General features: G+C 35.6%; 17 protein-coding genes and 1 pseudogene. 11 read left to right on the top strand and 7 right to left on the bottom strand.

Annotation, left to right across the window (positions count from 1 at the left end; all coding sequences use genetic code 11):
- Positions 1 to 78 precede the first annotated feature (78 nt).
- Together B9N71_RS04855 and B9N71_RS04850 are read right to left on the bottom strand one after the other, a co-directional pair.
- Complete coding sequence (locus B9N71_RS04855) at positions 79 to 1,422, bottom strand: ATP-binding protein (RefSeq protein WP_065589231.1); 1,344 nt, start codon at positions 1,420 to 1,422, stop codon at positions 79 to 81.
- Complete coding sequence (locus B9N71_RS04850) at positions 1,419 to 2,147, bottom strand: winged helix-turn-helix domain-containing protein (protein ID WP_085164503.1); 729 nt, start codon at positions 2,145 to 2,147, stop codon at positions 1,419 to 1,421. Before B9N71_RS04850 ends, B9N71_RS04855 begins: the two co-directional genes overlap by 4 nt.
- A gap of 110 nt (positions 2,148 to 2,257) precedes the next feature.
- Here B9N71_RS04850 and B9N71_RS04845 point away from each other — a divergent pair, with 110 nt between their 5' ends.
- The 4 genes from B9N71_RS04845 to B9N71_RS04830 are packed head-to-tail and all read left to right on the top strand — an operon-like array spanning position 2,258 to position 4,637.
- Positions 2,258 to 3,034, top strand: a complete 777-nt coding sequence (locus B9N71_RS04845; RefSeq protein ID WP_208610438.1) for an MtnX-like HAD-IB family phosphatase — start codon at positions 2,258 to 2,260, stop codon at positions 3,032 to 3,034.
- Positions 3,035 to 3,044: 10 nt separating this feature from the next.
- Entirely contained in the window at positions 3,045 to 3,878 is an 834-nt protein-coding gene (locus B9N71_RS04840) for an alpha/beta hydrolase (protein WP_065589230.1), read from the top strand.
- Positions 3,878 to 4,234, top strand: coding sequence for a DMT family transporter (locus B9N71_RS04835; RefSeq protein ID WP_034914277.1), 357 nt, complete (start codon positions 3,878 to 3,880; stop codon positions 4,232 to 4,234). The genes B9N71_RS04840 and B9N71_RS04835 overlap by 1 nt, the downstream gene beginning before the upstream one ends.
- Before the next feature lies 1 nt (position 4,235).
- Positions 4,236 to 4,637: a DMT family transporter gene (locus B9N71_RS04830; protein ID WP_034914280.1), complete on the top strand. Its 402-nt coding sequence runs from the start codon at positions 4,236 to 4,238 to the stop codon at positions 4,635 to 4,637.
- 76 nt (positions 4,638 to 4,713) lie between these two features.
- Here B9N71_RS04830 and B9N71_RS04825 read toward each other — a convergent pair whose 3' ends face one another.
- The 3 genes from B9N71_RS04825 to B9N71_RS04815 form a co-directional block, all read right to left on the bottom strand.
- Positions 4,714 to 5,586, bottom strand: coding sequence for an arginase family protein (locus tag B9N71_RS04825; RefSeq protein WP_085164501.1), 873 nt, complete (start codon positions 5,584 to 5,586; stop codon positions 4,714 to 4,716).
- Entirely contained in the window at positions 5,583 to 6,632 is a 1,050-nt protein-coding gene (locus B9N71_RS04820; protein WP_085164499.1) for a GNAT family N-acetyltransferase, read from the bottom strand. The genes B9N71_RS04825 and B9N71_RS04820 overlap by 4 nt, the downstream gene beginning before the upstream one ends.
- 73 nt (positions 6,633 to 6,705) lie before the next feature.
- Entirely contained in the window at positions 6,706 to 8,115 is a 1,410-nt protein-coding gene (locus B9N71_RS04815; RefSeq protein ID WP_141671132.1) for an aspartate aminotransferase family protein, read from the bottom strand.
- Positions 8,116 to 8,295: 180 nt separating this feature from the next.
- Between B9N71_RS04815 and B9N71_RS04810 the strand changes: the two genes are divergently transcribed.
- The 7 genes from B9N71_RS04810 (at position 8,296) to gyrB (ending at position 17,575) form a co-directional block, all read left to right on the top strand.
- On the top strand, positions 8,296 to 9,045 hold the full coding sequence (locus B9N71_RS04810) for a MipA/OmpV family protein (protein WP_085164497.1): 750 nt from the start codon (positions 8,296 to 8,298) through the stop codon (positions 9,043 to 9,045).
- A 114-nt stretch (positions 9,046 to 9,159) separates the two neighbouring features.
- On the top strand, positions 9,160 to 10,068 hold the full coding sequence (locus B9N71_RS04805; protein WP_085164495.1) for a recombination-associated protein RdgC: 909 nt from the start codon (positions 9,160 to 9,162) through the stop codon (positions 10,066 to 10,068).
- Positions 10,069 to 10,262: 194 nt separating this feature from the next.
- A complete protein-coding gene (ompA, locus tag B9N71_RS04800; RefSeq protein WP_085164493.1) occupies positions 10,263 to 11,357 on the top strand; it encodes a porin OmpA in 1,095 nt (364 codons plus the stop codon).
- 165 nt (positions 11,358 to 11,522) lie between these two features.
- Positions 11,523 to 12,881, top strand: a complete 1,359-nt coding sequence (gene dnaA, locus B9N71_RS04795; RefSeq protein WP_034914300.1) for a chromosomal replication initiator protein DnaA — start codon at positions 11,523 to 11,525, stop codon at positions 12,879 to 12,881.
- Positions 12,882 to 12,895: 14 nt separating this feature from the next.
- Positions 12,896 to 13,999, top strand: coding sequence for a DNA polymerase III subunit beta (dnaN, locus tag B9N71_RS04790; RefSeq protein ID WP_085164491.1), 1,104 nt, complete (start codon positions 12,896 to 12,898; stop codon positions 13,997 to 13,999).
- A gap of 48 nt (positions 14,000 to 14,047) precedes the next feature.
- Positions 14,048 to 15,121, top strand: coding sequence for a DNA replication/repair protein RecF (gene recF, locus B9N71_RS04785; RefSeq protein WP_085164489.1), 1,074 nt, complete (start codon positions 14,048 to 14,050; stop codon positions 15,119 to 15,121).
- A 42-nt stretch (positions 15,122 to 15,163) separates the two neighbouring features.
- Positions 15,164 to 17,575 carry a DNA topoisomerase (ATP-hydrolyzing) subunit B gene (gene gyrB, locus B9N71_RS04780; protein ID WP_085164487.1) on the top strand — a complete coding sequence of 804 codons (2,412 nt, stop codon included), beginning with the start codon at positions 15,164 to 15,166 and terminating at the stop codon, positions 17,573 to 17,575.
- Positions 17,576 to 18,023: 448 nt separating this feature from the next.
- Here gyrB and B9N71_RS04775 read toward each other — a convergent pair whose 3' ends face one another.
- Together B9N71_RS04775 and B9N71_RS12965 are read right to left on the bottom strand one after the other, a co-directional pair.
- On the bottom strand, positions 18,024 to 19,529 hold the full coding sequence (locus B9N71_RS04775) for a hypothetical protein (RefSeq protein ID WP_085164485.1): 1,506 nt from the start codon (positions 19,527 to 19,529) through the stop codon (positions 18,024 to 18,026).
- A gap of 752 nt (positions 19,530 to 20,281) precedes the next feature.
- Positions 20,282 to 21,301 (bottom strand): annotated as a pseudogene (locus tag B9N71_RS12965) (hypothetical protein); the annotation flags it as partial.

Raw genomic sequence — 21,301 nt, 5'->3', positions numbered from 1 at the left:
CAAAAATACAAAAATAAAAAATTAAACAAAATAAAAGCTCTACCTGACGGTTTTCGCTAAAAATACAACTAATTATTTTTATTCATCACCCGATTTCAATGAAACCACAAATCTTGCTCCACCTAGTGGGCTAGTGACAACAAAGGCTTTACCATTATGAAATTCTGCCATTAGTTTTACATAAGCTAAACCGAGTCCATAACCTCCAGTTGAGCGAGTTCGGCTCGTATCAAGTCTGGCAAAAGGCATAAAAATCTTTTCACGTGCATCAAAGGGAATGCCCACACCATCATCATCGATTTCAAGAATGACTCGATTTTCTTGTTTTGTGATATTCAAAACTGCTTTATGTGCTGCATACTTAAAAGCATTTAGTAACAAATTTTTAACTATGGTTTCAACTAAATTAGTATCAATCATTGCATATGCATCTTGGCTATTACAAGTTAGTTCAAATCCTTTTGGTTTAAATAATGTTAGGGATTGGCAAACTTTTTCACTCCACTGTTTTAATGATACCCTCGTGAAGTTTAATTCAACATTGCTTTGCTGAATTTTAAAGTAATTTAAACTAGCATTGATTAATGTCTCAAGTTCATTAATATCATCACTCATGCCTTTTTGTAGCAAAAATCTCTCTTTTTCATCGGTTGACTCTTCAAGCATACTAAGTTCAAATCGCATACGGGCAAGAGGTGTACGTAATTCATGAGCCATCGCATGAGAGATTGTTTGATTGGTACCAACTAGATGTTCAATATGCGTTCCCATATTATTTAAAACATTTGCTAGCGGCTTAAATAACCAACCTTTAACATTTTCGGTTCGGGCTTTTAAATTACCTTGCCCTAACTGCTCGGCGGTTTGTCTGATATTAACTAGATCCTTCCATACGGCACTAAAAGCCATATAAATTAAAATAAAAAAAACAATAGCACTAAACAAAGCCCAAATAACAAGAAAGATGGTCAACGACATGGTATTGGATGCCAAAATATCCCGCATTACAATCGGGCCTAATTGAAGCAAATTGCCATCTTTTAAATCTATATAAACAATCTCATTATCACCATCATAAGAAAAACCAAGTTTTTTTAACTCGTTAAGCACAGTATCAGGTAACGGTGTGTTAATTGGTAACACTTCGATAGGGTAGCCAAAATAAGGTTGCAATTCATTAACCACTTCTTGAAGGGGTCGATCTTTATGTTCTTTAATTTGCATACGAATCAGATTCACTGTACCTCGTTGAGATTCACGAAATACAACATGATCATCTGGCATATCGGTTAATGATGAAGGTAATGAATCAAAAACCAATAAAGCACCATAAGCAATAATACTTTGCAATAAAAGTAAAATAACTAGATAAAATACAATACGGCGATTAAAAAATAGCGGCTTGGCTAATAATTGACTCAATGATTTTCTCCTTCTCGCATAAATAAGTAGCCTTTTCCTCGCACTGTTTTTATGCGAGACGGATTATCTGGATCATCGAGTAATTTACGACGAAGTCTTGAAACACGAGCATCAATAGAACGATCGCTACCATCAAAATCGATCCCTCTTACTTGAGAAAAAATATCATCTCGAGAAAGAATAGTTCCCGCATTATAAGCAAGCAACCATAGCAGATCGAATTCGGCAGTAGTTAAATCAATTTTTTGCTCGTGCAAGAGTACTTTTCGGTTTTCACCGTCTATGACTAGATTATCAAATATTAAAGTTTTATTATTCTGTGGTAAAACAAACTCTTTCGTATTGTCTTTGTCGGTTTCTATCTGTTTCCGTCGTAATAAAGCTCGTATTCGCGCTAATAATAATCTGGGTTCAACTGGTTTTGCTAAATAATCATCCGCTCCCAATTCAAGCCCAACAATTTCATCAATATTATCTTCACTTGCTGTCATGATCAGTATAAAATTACTAAACCATGTACGAATATCTCGACAAATATCAAAACCTGTTTTTACAGGTAACATTACATCTAAAATAACTAGATCGGGATTAAGTTGTTGAATCTTTTCTTCTGCCCCTTCTCCACTATTATGCCATTCAACAAGATATCCTTGCCGAATTAGATAAACTTGAATTAAATTAGCTAAGCGCTGATCATCTTCAATGATTAATATACGTTCACTCATTATCTGTTCTCGATTACTGTAGCTTGTACCTAGAGATACCTCATTATACAGATAATTTTTTTCCCGTTACAAAATATATACAAAGAGGCTACAAAGTTTATAGCAACTCTATGAGAGAATTTACGCCAATATCTATAAATAGACTATTTTTTATCAAAATGAATACTTTTTCATCAATAGCGAACCATCTTTTTCATCCATCTTATCCACAAAATCACACGCCAATTGTTTTGTGTGATTTTGATGGTACGATTAGTGTTAAAGATGTCACCGATACTTTACTAAGCCACTTTGGTCAAAATGGTTGTGATGAGCTTGAAGAATTGTGGGTTAACGGTAAAATTGGCTCTCAAGAATGTATGAGTAAACAAATTGCATTAATGGATGCAAGCTTAGATGAACTCAATCAAGTTTTATCACAAATTGAAATAGACCCGGATTTTAAAGCTTTTATTCATTATACAGAACAGAACAATATTCCCGTTCATGTGGTCAGCGACGGTTTAGATTATGCCATTGAGTTTATTTTAAAACGTCATGGTATTGAACATTTACCAATTTTTGCTAATAAATTAATGCATAATAACGCACGCAGCTGGCGCCTTGAGTTTCCTTACGCAAACAAGGACTGTATTAAGCAAAGTGGTAATTGCAAATGTAATCATGTAAAAAAACAACAGCACTTTTCGCAAATATTATATGTTGGTGACGGTACATCAGACTATTGCGTATCACATAATGTTGATTTCGTTTTTGCCAAAGACAAGTTAGTTAATTATTGTGAAAAAAATAAAATTGAACATTGTAAGATTACTAGTTTCGCAGATGTAACCTCGGCATTAAAACGGGCACAACATGCCGTTATCCCTGTCATGATGGTAAAATAAAGGAATATTAATGAGTACAATTCAAGATTTATCTTACTTTCTACCAGGTAACAAAAATGGCGTACTTTTGATTCATGGTTTAACTGGTACCCCTAATGAAATGCGCATTTTAGCTAATGGATTAAATAAAGCTGGATTTACTGTCTATGCAATCCAATTAGCTGGGCATTGTGGTACTGAAGAAGATCTGTGTAAAACAACATGGCAAGATTGGTATAAAAGCGTACAAGATGGCGCAGATTATTTAGCACAGCATGTAGATAATGTTTTTGTTGCTGGATTATCAATGGGTGCGCTACTTGCACTAAAACTTGCTGCCGATAGACCTGAACAAATTAAAGGTGTTGGCGTTTTAGCCCCCACATTTTGTTATGATGGTTGGAGTATGCCATTTTGGGCAAAAAAACTTTTCTTCTTATTAGTCTATTTTAAAAAATTGGGTATTTTTCAAAAAAAGGTTTTCATTGAAAAACCACCCTATGGACTTAAAGATGAACGCATTCGCGCAGTAGTGTCCGAAAGCATGTTAAGTGGCGATGCGGCATCAGCAGGGCTTGCTGGTAACCCGTTTCCTGCACTTGCCGAAATGCAGTTATTGGCAAAAGAGATGCGCAAACAATTACCTAAAGTAATTTCGCCTTGTTTAATTATGCATTCAGGCAATGATGATATCGCCAATATAGAAACTAATGCCAAATTGGTTGAAAAATCGGTATCAGGCTCAACAAAATTAGTGGTCTTAAATGATAGTTATCATTTAATTACTATTGACAGCCAACGCCGTGAAGTGATCAAAGAGTGTGCATCGTTCTTTGATAATATCGCAGAAGGAATAAAAGCATAATGTCACCATTAGTTATTATACTTTGGATTAGTAATATCTGTTTTGATACGCTAGGACAAGTCGCTTTTAAATTTGCAGCCATCGCGCCAAATAATCGCGATGGTTGGTACTACTGGCTAGATTTATCGAAAAATAAGTGGATTTGGGTTGGTGTTATATCTTATATTGCTGAATTTTTATTATGGTTAGCCTTTTTAACCTTAGTCCCTCTTTCTCAAGGCGTATTACTTGCTTCATTTAATATCATTACGATTATGTTAGTTGGTCGAATTATTTTTAAAGAATTACTAACCATTTATCGCTTAATTGGGATGCTATTAATTACAGCTGGTGTCATTTTTGTAGGAATGTCTTAATATGGCTAGATTTTATTTAATTGGATTTTCTGTATTGCTCTTTTTTGACACAATTGCGCAATGTAGTTTTAAATTAACGGCTATCGAAGCTCAACCATTAGAAATGAGTATTCAATGGTTAATCCGAGTATTTACCAATCCTTGGATTTATATTTCAATAGTAGGATATATTCTTACTTTCTTCACTTGGATGACATTATTAAAAAAAGCACCTGTAGGTCCTGCTTTTGCTGCATCACACTTTGAAATTGTGACAGTTATGATTGTTTCAATCTGGTTATTTCACGAACCGATTACATTATTCAAGTTAATAGGTGCAATATTAATTGTTTCAGGTATTCTCTTTTTAGCCCTAGCTGAAAATAAATTATCTAAACAAAATTTACACAATCATCAACATTAAATTCTGAACACAATAATGGAAAGGTAGGTAAAGGTTTATACTTAAAGTACCGCTTTCCTAAAACCTTTTTACAAGTTTATACTGCTAATGCCCTTAATAAGGTTAAATTAAGTTGATGTTGTTCTTGTTGCCAATTGATAAGCTTATCTGGCGATATGGTAGGTTGTTTATCGAGTGAACTGAGTAAACGTTTAAACCAATTTGATGATTGCCATATAGATAGCTCTCCCGTAATATCACTACCAATAATTCTAGGTTTTATTGATGATATAGTATCAAGAATATGATATGTTTGTAGCTTACCTTGATCCCAATTGGTATGAATTACATCTTCGCTCAATACATCTTTATCAATCGATAAGTAAACGGGTTGTGCACTGTGATACTGTTCTGATAAAAAGCTCGCAATAAGATCATCTGGTGTTGCAAAATGTCGAAAAGCGTGTCCTAAACCAATTTTTTTTGCCCATGCAACATTGACCTCCAAGCTCCAATAAGTCAACTTTTTATGAAAAAGCGCTGACCATCTATTTTCCCAAAAATGAGAAAGCCCAATATCATGAGACGTAATACCAAGTACATGTACATGACTAACAAAAGGCAAACTTGCCACATAACTAACCCATGAGCCACAATGAATACCAAACAAATATCGCATATTGTCTGGATGATTATCAAAAATCACGACTTGAATTGGATTTTCGGCAGAATATTGTTTAGCTAGATTTTCAATCAGTAATAATGAAATATGGTGATAATCACCGCTACCCATTAATACCGTACCATGGTTTTCAGGTAAAGATTGCTGTAACACATTTTTAAATTGGTGAAATTTTTTCTTAGTACAACCAAAACGAATCGCATCTTGCCATTGGGTAAAATCAATCGTTTTAGCATGATAAATTTCACCAACACTTCTATCAAAATTGAGAATAATAGGACATGTCATGTTACTTTCTCCTTGTCACTTTCAAAATGACCAATGAATCTACGCAATACGGTTCTTAATAATGGATTGCGAATATAGACAAGATGTTTAGTAAAGGTGAATTTTGCACCTAACGAAGCTTTTACTTCGGGATCAGTCCAACCTGCAATATAGTGAGTAAAACCTTGCTGTAAAGCATATTCAAGATTAACAAACCAACTTACAAAATAGAGATTAAGTTCCCTTGCCTGCGGATAAACCATACCGATATATTTATCAACTAGCATATTATTAACAACAAAACAAATATTGAACCCCACCAACCTATCATTATAGTGATAAGTCACTATATGTGCATTTTGGGTTTTACATTGTAATAGTTGGGTGAAAAATGGTTTGGCCAATAAGTCAAAATGTATTTCACTTTGCTGATAAACATTAAGATACAATTGATAATACTCATCTAGAACAGTATCATAAAAAAAACAATCATCACCACTATGCAAAACATTAATATTTAATTTTTCACGTGATCTTAATTTTCTTCTAAAATTTTTACGTCGGCTATAAGAAAACTGTAAAAAAACCTCGTCCATATTTGCAAAATCAATCGGAACCCAAGCTAATGCCTGCCCTTCAACTTCGATAAAACCATTTTCTTTTAATGACGAAATAAAATCCATTGAATAATGGTTGTCTTTTTCGTTTAGTAAAGGAGACGCAACAGGAATATCTTTAACAATAAAAAAAGGATACTGCTTAGCATAAGCTGCTTTGAGGTGTTCAGCCAATTGATTCGCATCAACGTTATCAGTTAATAATGCATATTCCGAAACAGTAGCACCAACAAAACAAGTATGAGGTTGTAAATAACACCGCCATTTATTATAAAAAGGAAGTTTCTGAACTTTATGCCTGAAATCATCATCTGCAGTAGTAAGAAGATCAAACTTAGCAGAAAAAATAGGCACACCATCTTCGCTCAGCCATGCTGAAAAATCTTGCGGAGGATGGGCTAAAAAATTGTCTATTAATTCATTAGGTTCTAACTGATTAAGGTATTTCATAAGGTAAATCTATGATTAGCTGTAACACATAATCCCGCCAATAGACATTGACGGGATTATGAAGATCAAACAATTAAAGTTCTTTTTTCGCTCGGGTAATTAACTGATCTAGAAGTTCAATACCTTGATCAATTTCCTGACGTGAAATGTGTAATGATGGTGCAAAAGTAATCACATTTTTATAGTAACCACCAATATCAAGCACTAATCCCATTTTGGTACCTTTCCAATCAAGATCACCTGACATACCAATATCAACCATTTTGTCAACTAAGGCTTTATTAGCTGTAAAGCCATCTTCTGTACAAATTTCTGCGCGAAGTGCCAAGCCTAAACCATCAACTTCACCAATTTCTTTATGTTTCTTCTCAAGTGTTTTTAAACCCTCAAGGAAATAAGCACCACTATCCATTACCATTTTTTCGTAATCTGTTTCAGAAGTCATTTTTAATACTTCAAGACCAACAGCTGTACCTAATGGATTTGATGCAAAAGTTGAGTGGGTTGAGCCAACTGGGAATACTTGAGGATTGATTAATTCTTCACGCGCCCATAAACCACCTAGTGGATTCAGACCATTAGTTAATGCTTTAGCAAAAACAACAACATCAGGTTTAACATCAAAGTGTTCAATTGACCAAAGTTTACCTGTACGATAAAAGCCCATTTGGATTTCATCAACCACCAATAAAATACCATACTGATCTAAAACTTTTTTAAGTCCTTTAAAGTAATTACGAGGAGGAACAATATAACCACCTGTTGCCTGTAAAGGTTCAGCATAGAACGCTGCATATTCAGCTTGCCCAACTTTTGGATCCCAAACACCGTGGTATTCAGTTTCAAATAAACGCGCAAATTCTGCGACTAAATGTTCACCATACTCTTCTGCTGTCATGCCTTTTGGACGACGGAAAGGATATGGGAATGGAACAAACATAGCACGATCACCAAAATGACCATAGCGACGACGATAACGATAACTTGATGTAATTGATGAAGCACCTAGAGTTCGGCCATGGTATCCACCTTGGAAAGCGAACATTAATGATTTACCACCAGTAGCATTACGAACAACTTTTAAAGAGTCTTCAATACACTGTGAACCACCTACATTGAAATGTACCCGCCCTTCATAACCAAATCGCTTTTCCATACCTTGAGCAATAGTTTTAGCTAATTCAATTTTAGTTGGGTGTAAATATTGGCTAGCACATTGTGGTAAGGTATCAATTTGCTTTTTAAGAACATTATTTAAACGCTCATTGGCATAACCGAAGTTACATGCAGAATACCACATTTGCAGATCAAGGAAAGCTTTGCCTTCTTTGTCATACATATAACTACCTTCACAACCATCAAAAATTTTTGGTGGTTCTACATAATGCACTGTATCACCGAAAGAACAATATTTTGCCTCATCTGCTAACAAAGTAGCATCATCAGGACGGCTATTAATCATTTCTAAAGTTGGTTTACTCATAAGTTGTCTCACTAATTGATATTCAAACATGATAAAATGTGGCATTATTATTCAGGAAATTTGTTTGTTACAATGTACAATTAATGTATAGATTGTGTGACGACAAAACTAACCATCAATAAGATATAAAATTAGTATAAATAACGACAGGTGATCACCTTTTATATATGGGTATGAAAAATGAAAAAAACATTTTGTACACTATCTATTTTATCAATAATAACTTTAGGAGTTACCCAAATTGCATTAGCTGACACTACCTCTATCGGGGTTGGTGTGGGTCGGACTAATTCACCGTATAAAAGTTATAGTGCTAATTATTACCCTATTCCTCATATTGATTATGATAATGGTCTGTTTTTTATCGATGACTTGTCAGCAGGTATTTATGCTTATAATCAGGACAATCAAAGCGTGTCTATTGGCGCACGTTATTTATCTAACGAATTTAAGCCACATGATTCAGATAACCACCAATTAAGACTACTTGATAGCCGCCATTCAACATTACTTGCAGAAATCGAGTATTCTATTGATACCAATTGGGGAAGTTTTTCCAGTAGTGTAGGAACTGATGTATTAAATGAAAGTAATAGTATTTTAGTAAATGCTGATTATACCATTCCTTACATGCAAGGCAATTTGATTGTTGCGCCCACCATCGGTATAAATTGGGCTAATAATAAGCACAATGATTATTATTATGGTGTTTCACATAAAGAAACCTCTCGTTCAGGATTACGATACTTTAATGCTGATGCGTCATTGACACCTTATGCTGAATTAGCTGCACAATATTCATTAACCCCAAATATTGCGACATTTGGTGGTGTTCATATTGACAAATTAACTGGTGATGTGGCAGATAGCCCAATGGTGGACAATAGCACTGTAACCTCGATTTATATGGGTGTTTCTTATAGCTTCTAATAAATATACATTTATACTCAATCACTAAATAATGACAGTTTATTATTCTCTATAAGCTGTTACTTATTTAAACAATGATAACCCTTTATCACAAAATGCAGGAAATAGAAAAGTATGCTTTGGTTTAAAAATGCCATAATTTACCAACTTAATAGCGACACGTTACTTAATAAAGATGCAATAGAAAAAGCGCTAAAGTCTCACCCTTTTACTCCATGTGGTAATTTAGACACCACAAAAATGGGTTGGGTTTCGCCTTATCATGATAATAACCAAGATGATTTTATAGTTGATATGCAAGGGCATTTATTATTACGGATCAAAAAAGAAACAAAAATATTACCAGCACCCGTAATAAAACAAGCTTTATTAGAAAAAATCGATAAACAAGAACAAGCACTAAGCAGAAAACTAACTAAAAACGAAAAGGCGACTTTAAAAGATGAAGTTATGATTGATCTAATGCCAAGGGCTTTTAGTAAATATAATCATTATTGGTTATGGTTAGATACGCATAATAAACGCATTATTGTTGACTGTAGTAGCTTTAAACAATCAGAAGATATCTTAGCGATTTTACGTAAAGAGCTTGGCTCACTCGCTTTAACCCCTTTATCGATTGATAAACCACTTGAACAGGTTATGACCTCATGGGCTAAGGAAAACCTAAAATTCCCACCATTTTTATTAGGTGATCAAGCCGAACTAAAAGATCCTCTTGAAGGAAATGGAATTATTAGCTGTAAAAATCAAGAAATCACCAGTGATGAAATGCGTGTCCATTTCGATTCAGGGAAATGGATCACTAAAATTAAAATTATTGATGAAAGAGGCGTTAGCTTTATTGTTAATAGTGACTTAACATTTAAACGAATTAAGTTTGATTCTGCTATTTTGGATGAAAACGAAGATATCGGTTTAGATGAATTTAATAAGAGATTAGAAGCTGACTTTTTTATTATGGCTAATGCATTAGCAAATACTATTAATGACTTTTACATAACAATTAACAAAATTATTTGAAAAAATTATCTAAATTTTTTTTATTGTAACTGCAATAACTATAGATTTGCCTATTATCTATGCTATACTTGACATCAGATTATGGGTAACATAATTATATAAAAATAAGTATTGTTCTTTTTACTTTAAATTAATTTTAAACAATAAAAGAAACTAAACATCGTCTATAACAACATATAAGTTGAGGCAATAAAATGAAAAAAACTACTCTAGCTCTAGCAATCGCAGTTGCAAGTTTAACAGCTACTGCAGCTAACGCAGCATACGATGACAACACTATTTATGCAGGTGCTAAATTAGGTTGGTCAGAACTTTATAGATTAGATGCAAATAAAGTTCGTGTATGGGATGACGTTGGCATTAGCACGTCAAACCGTAGCAACGTTGCTGGTGGGGCTTTCCTTGGTTTCCAAGCAAATCCTTACTTAGCTTTCGAATTAGGCTACGACTGGTTAGGATCTGCTAAATATAAAAGATCTTTCAGTTATGCAGGAAGAAGCTATGATGTAGGTCATAGTAAAGTTTCTGCACAAGGTGTTTCTTTAACTGGTAAATTAAGTTATCCTATCATTGACGGACTAGATATCTATGGTCGTGCAGGTGGTATGGTTACTATCGCTAAATGGAAAAATAGCGGCTTAGTTAAAAAATATGAAAAACTTGACAATGGTACAAAAACTGACCTATCTCCAGTTTATGCATTAGGTCTTGACTATCGTTTTGACGAAGACTTCTCTACTCGTTTAGAATACCAATATGTTCAACATATTCATACTAAAACTGACGCATCTCCAGACGCAGGTACTGTAAGCTTGGGTATTACTTATCGTTTAGGTTCACCAGCTACTCCAGCACCAGTTGAATTAAAAACTGAAGTAAACCGCTATGTATTAAATGAAGATGTACTATTTGCTTATGCGAAAGCTGATTTAAAAGAAGAAGGTCGCCAAGCATTAGACAACTTACTAACAAATCTTGTTAAACTTAACCCAACTGAAAGCGCTATCGTAGTAATTGGTCATACTGACCGTATCGGTTCAGTTAGTTATAACCAAAAACTATCTGAACAACGTGCTAACTCAGTAATGAAATATTTAATTGCTAAAGGTGTTCCTTCTAACCTAATTAGCGCTCGTGGTGTGGGTAAATCTCAACCAGTTACTGGTACAAAATGTAATGCTCTTCGTGGTGCTAGCTTAAAAGCTTGTTTAGCTCCAGATCGTCGTGTTGAAATTGAAGTTAAAGCACTTAACAAAAAAGAAGTTCAAGTAACTAATGAAACAAATTAATTTTTTGTTATTTAGATACTTCATTAAGACCCGGTTATAAGCCGGGTTTTTCTTATTTTTATTGTTAACAACTAAATTAAATATTACCTTAGATCTACAAATTATCCACAAAAAAGATTATAATACTTCACGATATTGTTAGTAAGCAAAGTTAAAGGAGTTGCCGTGCCTACCGCTATTTGGCAAGATTGCCTTTCTCAATTACAAGAAGAAATCCCCACAACAGAATTCAACTTATGGATTCGCCCGTTGCAAGCGGAAATGGTTGATAATAAACTCTATATCTATGCGCCCAATAGATTTGTCCTAGATTGGGTAAGAAATAAATATTTAACTACTATTTCTCAACTATTAAATAAACTAATTAATGACGATTCTCTAAAATTATTTCTTGAGGTTGGTTCAACCGTATCCGCAGATAAAAAAGAACAAAATAACCAAAAGAAAGCAGAGGTTGTTCCTGCATGGAAAACAACAAAAGAAACCAATAATAATCATGTGTATCATTCAGGTATTAACCATAAGCACACTTTTAATAGTTTTGTTGAGGGTAAATCAAACCAACTTGCTGTTGCGGCTGCAAAACAAGTAGCTGAAAATCCAGGAAAAGCTTATAATCCACTATTCTTATATGGTTCCACCGGTTTAGGTAAAACGCATTTATTACATGCAGTTGGCAATCAAATAATGGCAAAAAAAGCCAACGCCAAAGTTGTTTACATGCATTCCGAGCGCTTTGTGCAAGACATGGTCAAAGCACTACAAAATAACGCTATCGAAGAATTTAAAAATTACTACCGTTCTGTTGATGCTTTACTTATCGATGACATTCAGTTTTTTGCAAATAAAGAGCGATCTCAAGAAGAATTTTTCCACACCTTTAACTCTTTATTAGAGGGTAATCAGCAAATTATTTTAACGTCAGATCGCTATCCTAAAGAAATTAATGGCGTTGAAGACCGACTAAAATCACGTTTTGGTTGGGGACTAACCATTGCAATTGAGCCACCTGAACTAGAAACACGGGTTGCAATTTTAATGAAAAAAGCCGAGGAAAATCATATTAAATTACCTGAAGAAGTCGCTTTTTTTATTGCTAAACGATTACGCTCTAATGTTCGTGAATTAGAAGGCGCTCTTAATCGGGTTATCGCTAATGCTAATTTTACTGGTAAGGCCATTACCATTGATTTTGTTAAAGATGCCTTAAAAGATTTACTCGCTTTACAAGAAAAACTTGTCACCATTGAAAATATACAAAAGACAGTTGCCGAATATTATAAAATTAAAGTATCAGATTTACTTTCTAAACGTCGTTCTCGTTCTGTGGCAAGACCACGGCAAGTAGCAATGGCGCTTGCCAAAGAGCTCACCAATAAAAGCCTACCTGAAATCGGTGACGGCTTTGGTGGAAGAGATCACACGACTGTATTACATGCATGTAGAAAGATCGCAGAGTTAAAAGAAGAAAGTAATAACATTAAAGAAGATTACTCCAATTTAATTCGAACATTATCAACTTAAAAAGAATCAATACTATGAAATTTATTATAGATCGTGAAAAACTAATAAAGCCATTACAACTTGTAAGTGCACCATTAAGTAGTCGCCCTACACTACCAATTTTGGGGAATTTATTATTACAAGTGAGTGATAACACGCTATCGATGACAGGAACTGATCTTGAAATAGAGATGATATCTCATCTACCATTAGTTGAACCGAGTGAACCAGGTGCAACAACCGTGCCAGCAAGAAAGTTTCTTGATATCTGTCGAAACTTACCTAATGATGCCAAAATTTCGATAAGCGTTGACGATAACCGATTGATGATTCAATCAGGACGTAGTAAATTTTCATTATCAACACTACCAGCTACCGATTTTCCAAATCTAGAAAATTGGCAAAGTGATGTTGAACTTTCAGTTCCACAAAAAACCATTAAACGCCTTATTGATGCGGTACAATTTTCAATGGCGAATCAAGACGTAAGATATTACCTAAATGGCATGTTATTTGAAATTGAAGATGGTTTACTAAAATCAGTTGCAACAGATGGACATCGATTAGCTTTATGCTCACAACCTATTGAACAAGATACTAAAACTAATCATTCTGTCATTTTACCAAGAAAAGGGGTACTAGAGCTTGCAAAACTGGTTAGTGATAACGAAGAATTAATCAATATGCAAATTGGTAATAATAACTTACGGGTTAATCTTGGTGATTTCACTTTCACATCAAAACTCATTGATGGAAGATTCCCTGACTACAAACGAGTATTGCCACGCAACCCAGATAAACCACTTGAAGTATCTTGCGAAGAACTCAGAAACGCCCTATCAAGAGTTGCGATCTTATCTAATGAAAAATTCCGTGGTATTCGACTTTATGTCCATAACAATCAAATAAAGATTACAGCAAACAACCCAGAACAAGAAGAAGCAGAAGAAGTTATTGACGTAAAATATGAATCCGCAGAGCTTGAAATTGGCTTCAATGTAACCTATCTACTTGATATATTAAATACATTGAAATGTGATAGCGTACAACTATTATTAACCGATGCAACATCAAGTGTACAAATAGAAGATATCAATAATCAAACAGCAACTTATGTTGTTATGCCAATGCGCTTATAATCCAATCTTACTTAATATTCCGGCTTCGTCCGGAATAATTTAAAGCATATGACTCTTTCAAAAATCAAAGTTCATCATTTTCGTAATATTAGTTATGCACAGCTAACTTTATCGCCACATTTCAACTTCATTGTTGGCGATAACGGGAGTGGAAAAACGAGCTTACTTGAAGCTATTTATATGCTTGGTCATGGTCGTGCATTTAGACACACTCAATCTAATCGAATTATTCAACACGAACAGCCAGAACTAGTATTATTCAGCGAACTAAACACAGCCAATCAACAAAATCACTCAATTGGGCTTGCTAAATCGCGTAATAATGATAATAAAATCAGAATAGATGGAAATGAAGGTTATCGATTAACCGATTTAGCCAAATTATTACCCATTCAACTAATCACACCTGAAGGATTTGATTTATTGACTGGTGGACCTAAATATCGCCGAGCATTTATTGATTGGGGATGTTTTCATCACCACCCTGAATTTGTTCATTTATGGAATAATTTAAAGCGTTTATTTAAACAACGCAATGCATTATTAAAGCAATCCCATAGTTATAATCAATTATTACCTTGGGACAAAGAACTTGCACCCATCGCTGAAAAAATTAGCCACATTAGAGAAAACTACTCACAACATATTTTTCCTGAAATTATACAAACTTGCCATGATTTCTTACCCGAATACCAACTTAATTGCCAATATTACCAAGGTTGGGAGCATGGTACTGATTATGCTGAAATATTACGCAAACAGTATGAACGAGACAAACTCCTTAACTACACATCAGCCGGACCACATAAAGCAGATATTCGATTACGTGTTGATAACATTCCAGTTGAAGATCTGTTATCACGTGGTCAATTAAAATTATTAATGTGCGCATTACGTTTATCTCAAGGTGAATATTACTCTAAGCAAAATACCCAAGCTTGTATCTACCTACTTGATGATTTTGCATCTGAATTAGATAACAATAAACGCGAATTGTTAGCCAAACGTTTAAAACAAGCTAATTCACAAGTATTTATTACTGCAGTTAACCAATCGCAAATTACCCATATGATCGATGAAAATGATAAGATTTTTCACATAAAATCTGGTATAATTTCGTAAATATACAGAACGATATAAACAATCAAAAAAGTCGAGAAATCCATGTCTAATTCTTATGATTCTTCTAGCATTAAAGTACTCAAAGGGCTTGATGCTGTCCGTAAACGTCCAGGTATGTATATTGGTGATACTGATGATGGTACAGGACTTCACCATATGGTTTTTGAAGTTGTTGATAATGCCATAGATGAAGCATTAGCTGGATATTGTCACCATATTGAAGTAACAATCCACCCTGATAACTCTGTTTCTGTACGTGACGATGGTCGCGGTATTCCAACAGGTATTCATGAAGAAGAAGGTATTTCAGCAGCAGAAGTTATCATGACCGTATTGCATGCTGGCGGTAAATTTGATGATAATTCTTACAAAGTATCTGGTGGTTTGCATGGTGTAGGTGTTTCAGTTGTTAACGCCTTATCAGATAAATTAGAATTAGTTATTTATCGTGATGGAAAAATCCACCAACAAGTTTATAACTTAGGTGTCCCGCAAGAGCCACTAAAAGTAATTGGCGAAACATCTGAATCTGGCACTTATGTACGCTTCTGGCCAAGCCCAGAAACATTTACCAATATTGAGTTTGTCTACGAAATATTAGCAAAACGACTACGAGAATTATCATTCTTAAACTCAGGCGTATCAATAAGATTACTTGATGAGCGCACAGGCAAAAATGAACATTACCACTACGAAGGTGGCATTCAAGCGTTTGTTGAATACTTAAACAAAAATAAAAATCCTATTCATCCTAAAATATTTTACTTCAGCACAGAAAAAGACGGTATTGGTGTTGAAGTAGCACTACAATGGAACGATGGTTACCAAGAAAACATCTATTGCTTTACTAACAACATTCCACAACGAGATGGCGGTACTCACTTGGCGGGTTTCCGTGGAGCAATGACGCGCACATTAAACAACTATATGGAAGCTGAAGGATACAGCAAAAAAGCCAAAATCAGCGCCACGGGTGATGATGCTCGTGAGGGTTTAATTGCGGTAGTATCAGTTAAAGTACCTGACCCAAAATTCTCATCACAAACCAAAGACAAATTGGTATCATCAGAAGTAAAATCCGCCGTTGAATCCGTAATGGGCGAAAAGTTAACAGAATATCTACTTGAAAACCCAAGTGATGCCAAAATTGTTGTCGGAAAAATCATCGATGCTGCAAGAGCACGAGAAGCCGCCCGTAAAGCGCGCGAAATGACACGTCGAAAAGGCGCCTTAGACTTAGGCGGATTACCAGGTAAACTTGCTGATTGCCAAGAAAAAGACCCAGCTCTATCTGAACTGTACTTAGTGGAAGGGGACTCTGCGGGGGGCTCAGCAAAACAGGGACGCAACCGCAAAAATCAAGCAATCTTACCGCTTAAAGGTAAAATTTTAAATGTTGAAAAAGCACGTTTTGACAAAATGCTCTCATCTCAAGAAGTCGGAACACTAATTACCGCATTAGGTTGTGGAATTGGCCGTGATGAATATAACCCAGACAAAATGCGTTACCACAGCATTATTATCATGACCGATGCCGACGTTGATGGCTCGCATATTCGAACATTATTATTAACATTCTTCTACCGACAAATGCCAGAAATCATTGAGCGAGGTTATGTTTATATTGCACAGCCACCTTTGTACAAAGTCAAAAAAGGCAAACAAGAACAATATATCAAAGATGATGAGGCAATGACGCAATTTCAAATTGCCTTAGCGCTTGAAGATGCATCGTTACATGTCAATGACCATGCACCTGCACTTGCAGGCGAAGCATTAGAAAAACTAATTGCTGAATATCAAAAAGTCGAAAAACTTATTACAAAAATGGAACGTCGCTATCCAAAAGCGTTGCTATCGGAATTAGTTTATCATGATGTATTAAACGAAAGTATTTTACAAAACCAACAACAAGCCGAAAATTGGGCAAAAACCCTTGTTGAAAAACTATCAAATAAAGAACAACATGGTAGCAGCTACCTTTATTCAGCTGAATATAATGAAAAAGCACAACTATATGTGCCAATCATTAAAGTAAAAACTCATGGTGTAGATACTCATTATCCATTAGATCAAGTATTCATCCATAGTAATGAATACCGTAATATCTGCCACCTTGGTGCACAATTAAAAGATCTACTTGAAGACAGCGCCTTTATTCAACGTGGAGAACGCAAACAACCCGTAGAATCTTTTGATGAAGCTGTTGATTGGTTAATTAAAGAATCACGTCGTGGATTAACTATTCAGCGTTATAAAGGACTAGGTGAAATGAACCCAGAACAGTTATGGGAAACCACAATGGATCCAACCAGTCGTCGCATGTTGCAAGTCACCATAAAAGATGCAATTGAAGCGGATCAATTATTTACCACATTAATGGGGGATGAAGTTGAACCACGCCGACTATTTATTGAAGAAAATGCCCTTAAAGCGGCGAATTTAGATTTTTAAATATTGTCGTGATAAAAAGTAAAAAATCAGACATAATGTCTGATTTTTTTTGTGCAAAGGAATTAGGCGTTGTTTTTTACTCTAAAATTGCTCAGGTAGACCATTGATTTTATTAAATTTTTTATTTTTAAATGAAATCAAACAATTATAGGCTAGCTATTTTTTTATTACGTTGAATTTGGCTTTTTAAGAAAAGCGTTTTTGTTATTTGATAATAGCTATTAATAACAACTTGTTAATAACAACCAGTTAATAGCAAAAGCGCAAGCTTTTAAGGCGTATCGGTCGAGGTGCTATTTTGGTTTTCTGCCATTAAAGCTCAAGGCTCACAAACTTTGCCTGCTCAGCGCCCCAACACTTGCGCTGGGGCTTTATTCTTTTTTATATTTTCCTCTCTGGCACCATAACCACCCCCGCGCCCTAAGGATTAAGAACTAAACGCTAAAAACTAAGGTGTGGTGCAAACAGCACCGAAGGCGTAGGAAGAAGCGCCAGTGCCGCCGACGGAGCCTTCGGACGAGGGAACAAAGAAGCCATTGCTACCGATCGTGTCGCTTGTCCAGCAGGTGTTGTTGAAGAAGCCCGCACCAACGTAGTTGCCCAAGTAGCCCCACTCCGTGAAAAAACCTGCTCCTATATGACGCATGTAACCATTACCACTAGACTGCGGCGTGGCACCTACTGCACCAGTACAAGGAGCGTAACTATTCATGCCCCAGCCAGAACAAACCGCATTGGTTAAATCCCTTACCCGTGACAAACGATAACCCAAACTATCACACCATGTGCTTTGATTAGAAAGGCTATCTCTTCGAAGTCCCCGATCGACGAACCACTGCCTCAACACAAATCCATACCTAACCTCATTACCTTGACTATCCCTACCAACCAACTCAAATGTCTGTGGCAAAGAAGGACGTCTAAGTGGACTTGGATTATCTGAATTCATCTGAGTACTATCAGCTTTAGGACCATTCAATGTTACCTGCGTGTTTGAGTAAACCCAATTCACCGTTGCTGTTATATCACCACTACCACCATATGTGGTAACAGACCAACTCAACTGACTTGCATCTATCCCAACTATATCCAAATCAAAATACAATCTATCTGCACCTGTTGTTGGAAAATTTAAACCGTAAGATGATGGATTTGTTGACTGAACTAAAAAACCCTTTGCTGGATTCCACATGCTAGGTGGACCTGCATAATCGCCTGTACCTTTATTTAGATTTGGCCTGACCGCACAAATAACGGGCTGTGACGGTAAAGTGATATAATACTCCGCTGTTCCTCCACTAAAAGTACTACTATCTGGCAAACCATATTGTGTAGTTAAACTACCTCCTGTACTACTTAAGGTTACCTTATAAGGTGCATTACATATATCTAATGCATCGCCACGACTAACAGCATTTCCATCTTTATCAGTTATTGCTAACGATATACTTCCTAATGCGGTAACACCATTTGTACCCTGACCATCTCCATCATCATCTCCCCATTTACCTTGTGTCACTAAGTCATTTATATTTATTGAGTCGCTTAATGGCGGGACTATCATTTCAATATCAGCCAAGGTATCCCCTACATTAGGTAACTTGATTGGCGCTGTTGGTGATGAAGAATTATTTTGCGATGTGAATGTTCGACCATCTGATAACTTAATACCTAATAAGTCCTCTGTTTTAGTCACTTTAGTAACACCACCATCAAAGGTTAAATAAGGCTCAGTACCGTGAATGCGCTCAGAAGTCGTGGCCGATAATGCCTGTGATTCTAATGAGTACGGCAATAATAACAACGGTGCTAATGCCAACGGGATTTTTAAAGATAGTTTTGTGGATAATTTCGATGATATAAATGAGTTTCGTGCAAAAACTCGTCGAATAGGATTATTTGATAAATTTAAGACATAAGTTTGCCGGTGCTTGTACCTAGAATGATAATGCATTATGGTTTACCTATTAATTAATTATTTATTTTATTTAGATTTTTATAATTGTTTGCTTATTTAATAAGCTTGTTTTCCTATAACGGCGAAAGTATAACCATTTATAAAATAGTTGGCTAGTTTTTTAGCGGAATTTTTTGTAAAGAAATGTAAATATAAAAACAATTTGTCTTTATAGATAGGTGAATTTTCTAATTAAAATAAGGTGTTAGTTTTATAATTTTTTGTATTTTGCGGAATGATTAATATTGCTGATAACATCTAAAACACAAACACGCCCAACAACCTAGTTTAGCGTACTAGCTTTACTTCGTTATCGGCATATTTTGATGCTGGGATAAGGCTGGCTGATTAACATTGTAGTGCTATAAGCGTGTTTCTTGCTCTAAAATTGTTCAGATGAATTATTGATTTTATTGAAGTTTTTATTTGCGTTTCTAAATAAAATCAAACAATTATAGGCTAGTTTTTTATTACGTTGCATTTGGCTTTTTAATAAAAGCGCTTTTGTTATTTGATAATAGCTATTAATAACAGCTTGTTAATAACAGTCAGTTAATAACAAAAGCGCAAGCTTTTAAGGCGTATCGGTCGAGGTGCTATTTTGATTTTCTGCCATCAAAGCTCAAAGCTCACAAACTTTGCCTGCTCAGCGCCCCAACTTGTGCTGGGGCTTTATTCTTTTTTATATTTTCCTCTCTGGCACCATAACCACCCCCGCGCCCTAAGGATTAAGAACTAAACGCTAAAAGCTAAGGTGCGGTGCAAAGGCCATAGCGGGAGGGGCTGGCATTGGTGCTGTTGACGTAGCCGTGGTACGAGTTGACAGGGAACTGGTAGCTACCTGCCGCGTCGCTCGTCCAATAGTAGTAGTAGACGAAGCCCGCATCAGTGTAGTAGTCAATGATGCCCCACTCCGTGAAAAAGCCAGCGCCTATGTGACGCATGTACCGATTAACTCGTGACGACGGCGTGGCGCCATCTATGTTATTTATACATGGGAAATAATTATTATCTAAACCACACTTCGCATTTGTTAAATCCCTTATCCTCGGCATGCGATACCCCAAACTATTACACCATGCTAACTGGTCACTATAAGTTTTCAATTGACCACCACGATTGACGAACCACTGCCTTAATACAAATCCATATTTGACTACCTCATCACCAGTATTAATATCTCTACCCACTAACTCAAACGTCTGTGGTAACCCTGGCTTAGCTATTTGACTAGGATTCGGATTGAACCATTGATATATTGCCTCTGGACCTGTTAGCTTAACACGGGAGACAACTTGTCCCTTGTCTTCATAAAGAATCCAGTAATCATTAGGTACAACATTTGTCACTGTTGCAGTAATTCCCTCATGCGTGACTGGTTCCCATTTCAATTCATTTATATCTACTCCACTTATGAGTAAATCAAAATATAAATTATGCGCTCCTGTAGTTGGAAAATTGAGGTTGTATGATTCAGGATTGATTGATTGAACTAGGAAGCCCTTCTTAGGATTCCATATGTCAGCTGGACCTGCGTATTCGTCATTACCCAAAAATAGATTCGGCCTTGCATAATGGATAACTGCCGACGGTAGCAGTATTGCATCACTACGATTATCCGCTCGAGCTATTTTACCATTCAATGCCTGTAAATTCGATGAAGATGACAATAATAACAATGCTAATACTAGCAAAGCTGTTTTAGGTGATTTGAGCGATAATTTCGAAGATATAAATAAGTTTCGGGTAAAAACTCGTCGAATAGGATT

The sequence above is a fragment of the Gilliamella bombi genome (assembly GCF_900103255.1).
GTDB classification, from domain to species: Bacteria; Pseudomonadota; Gammaproteobacteria; order Enterobacterales; family Orbaceae; genus Gilliamella; species Gilliamella bombi.
This window is presented reverse-complemented; position numbering and strand designations above follow the sequence as displayed.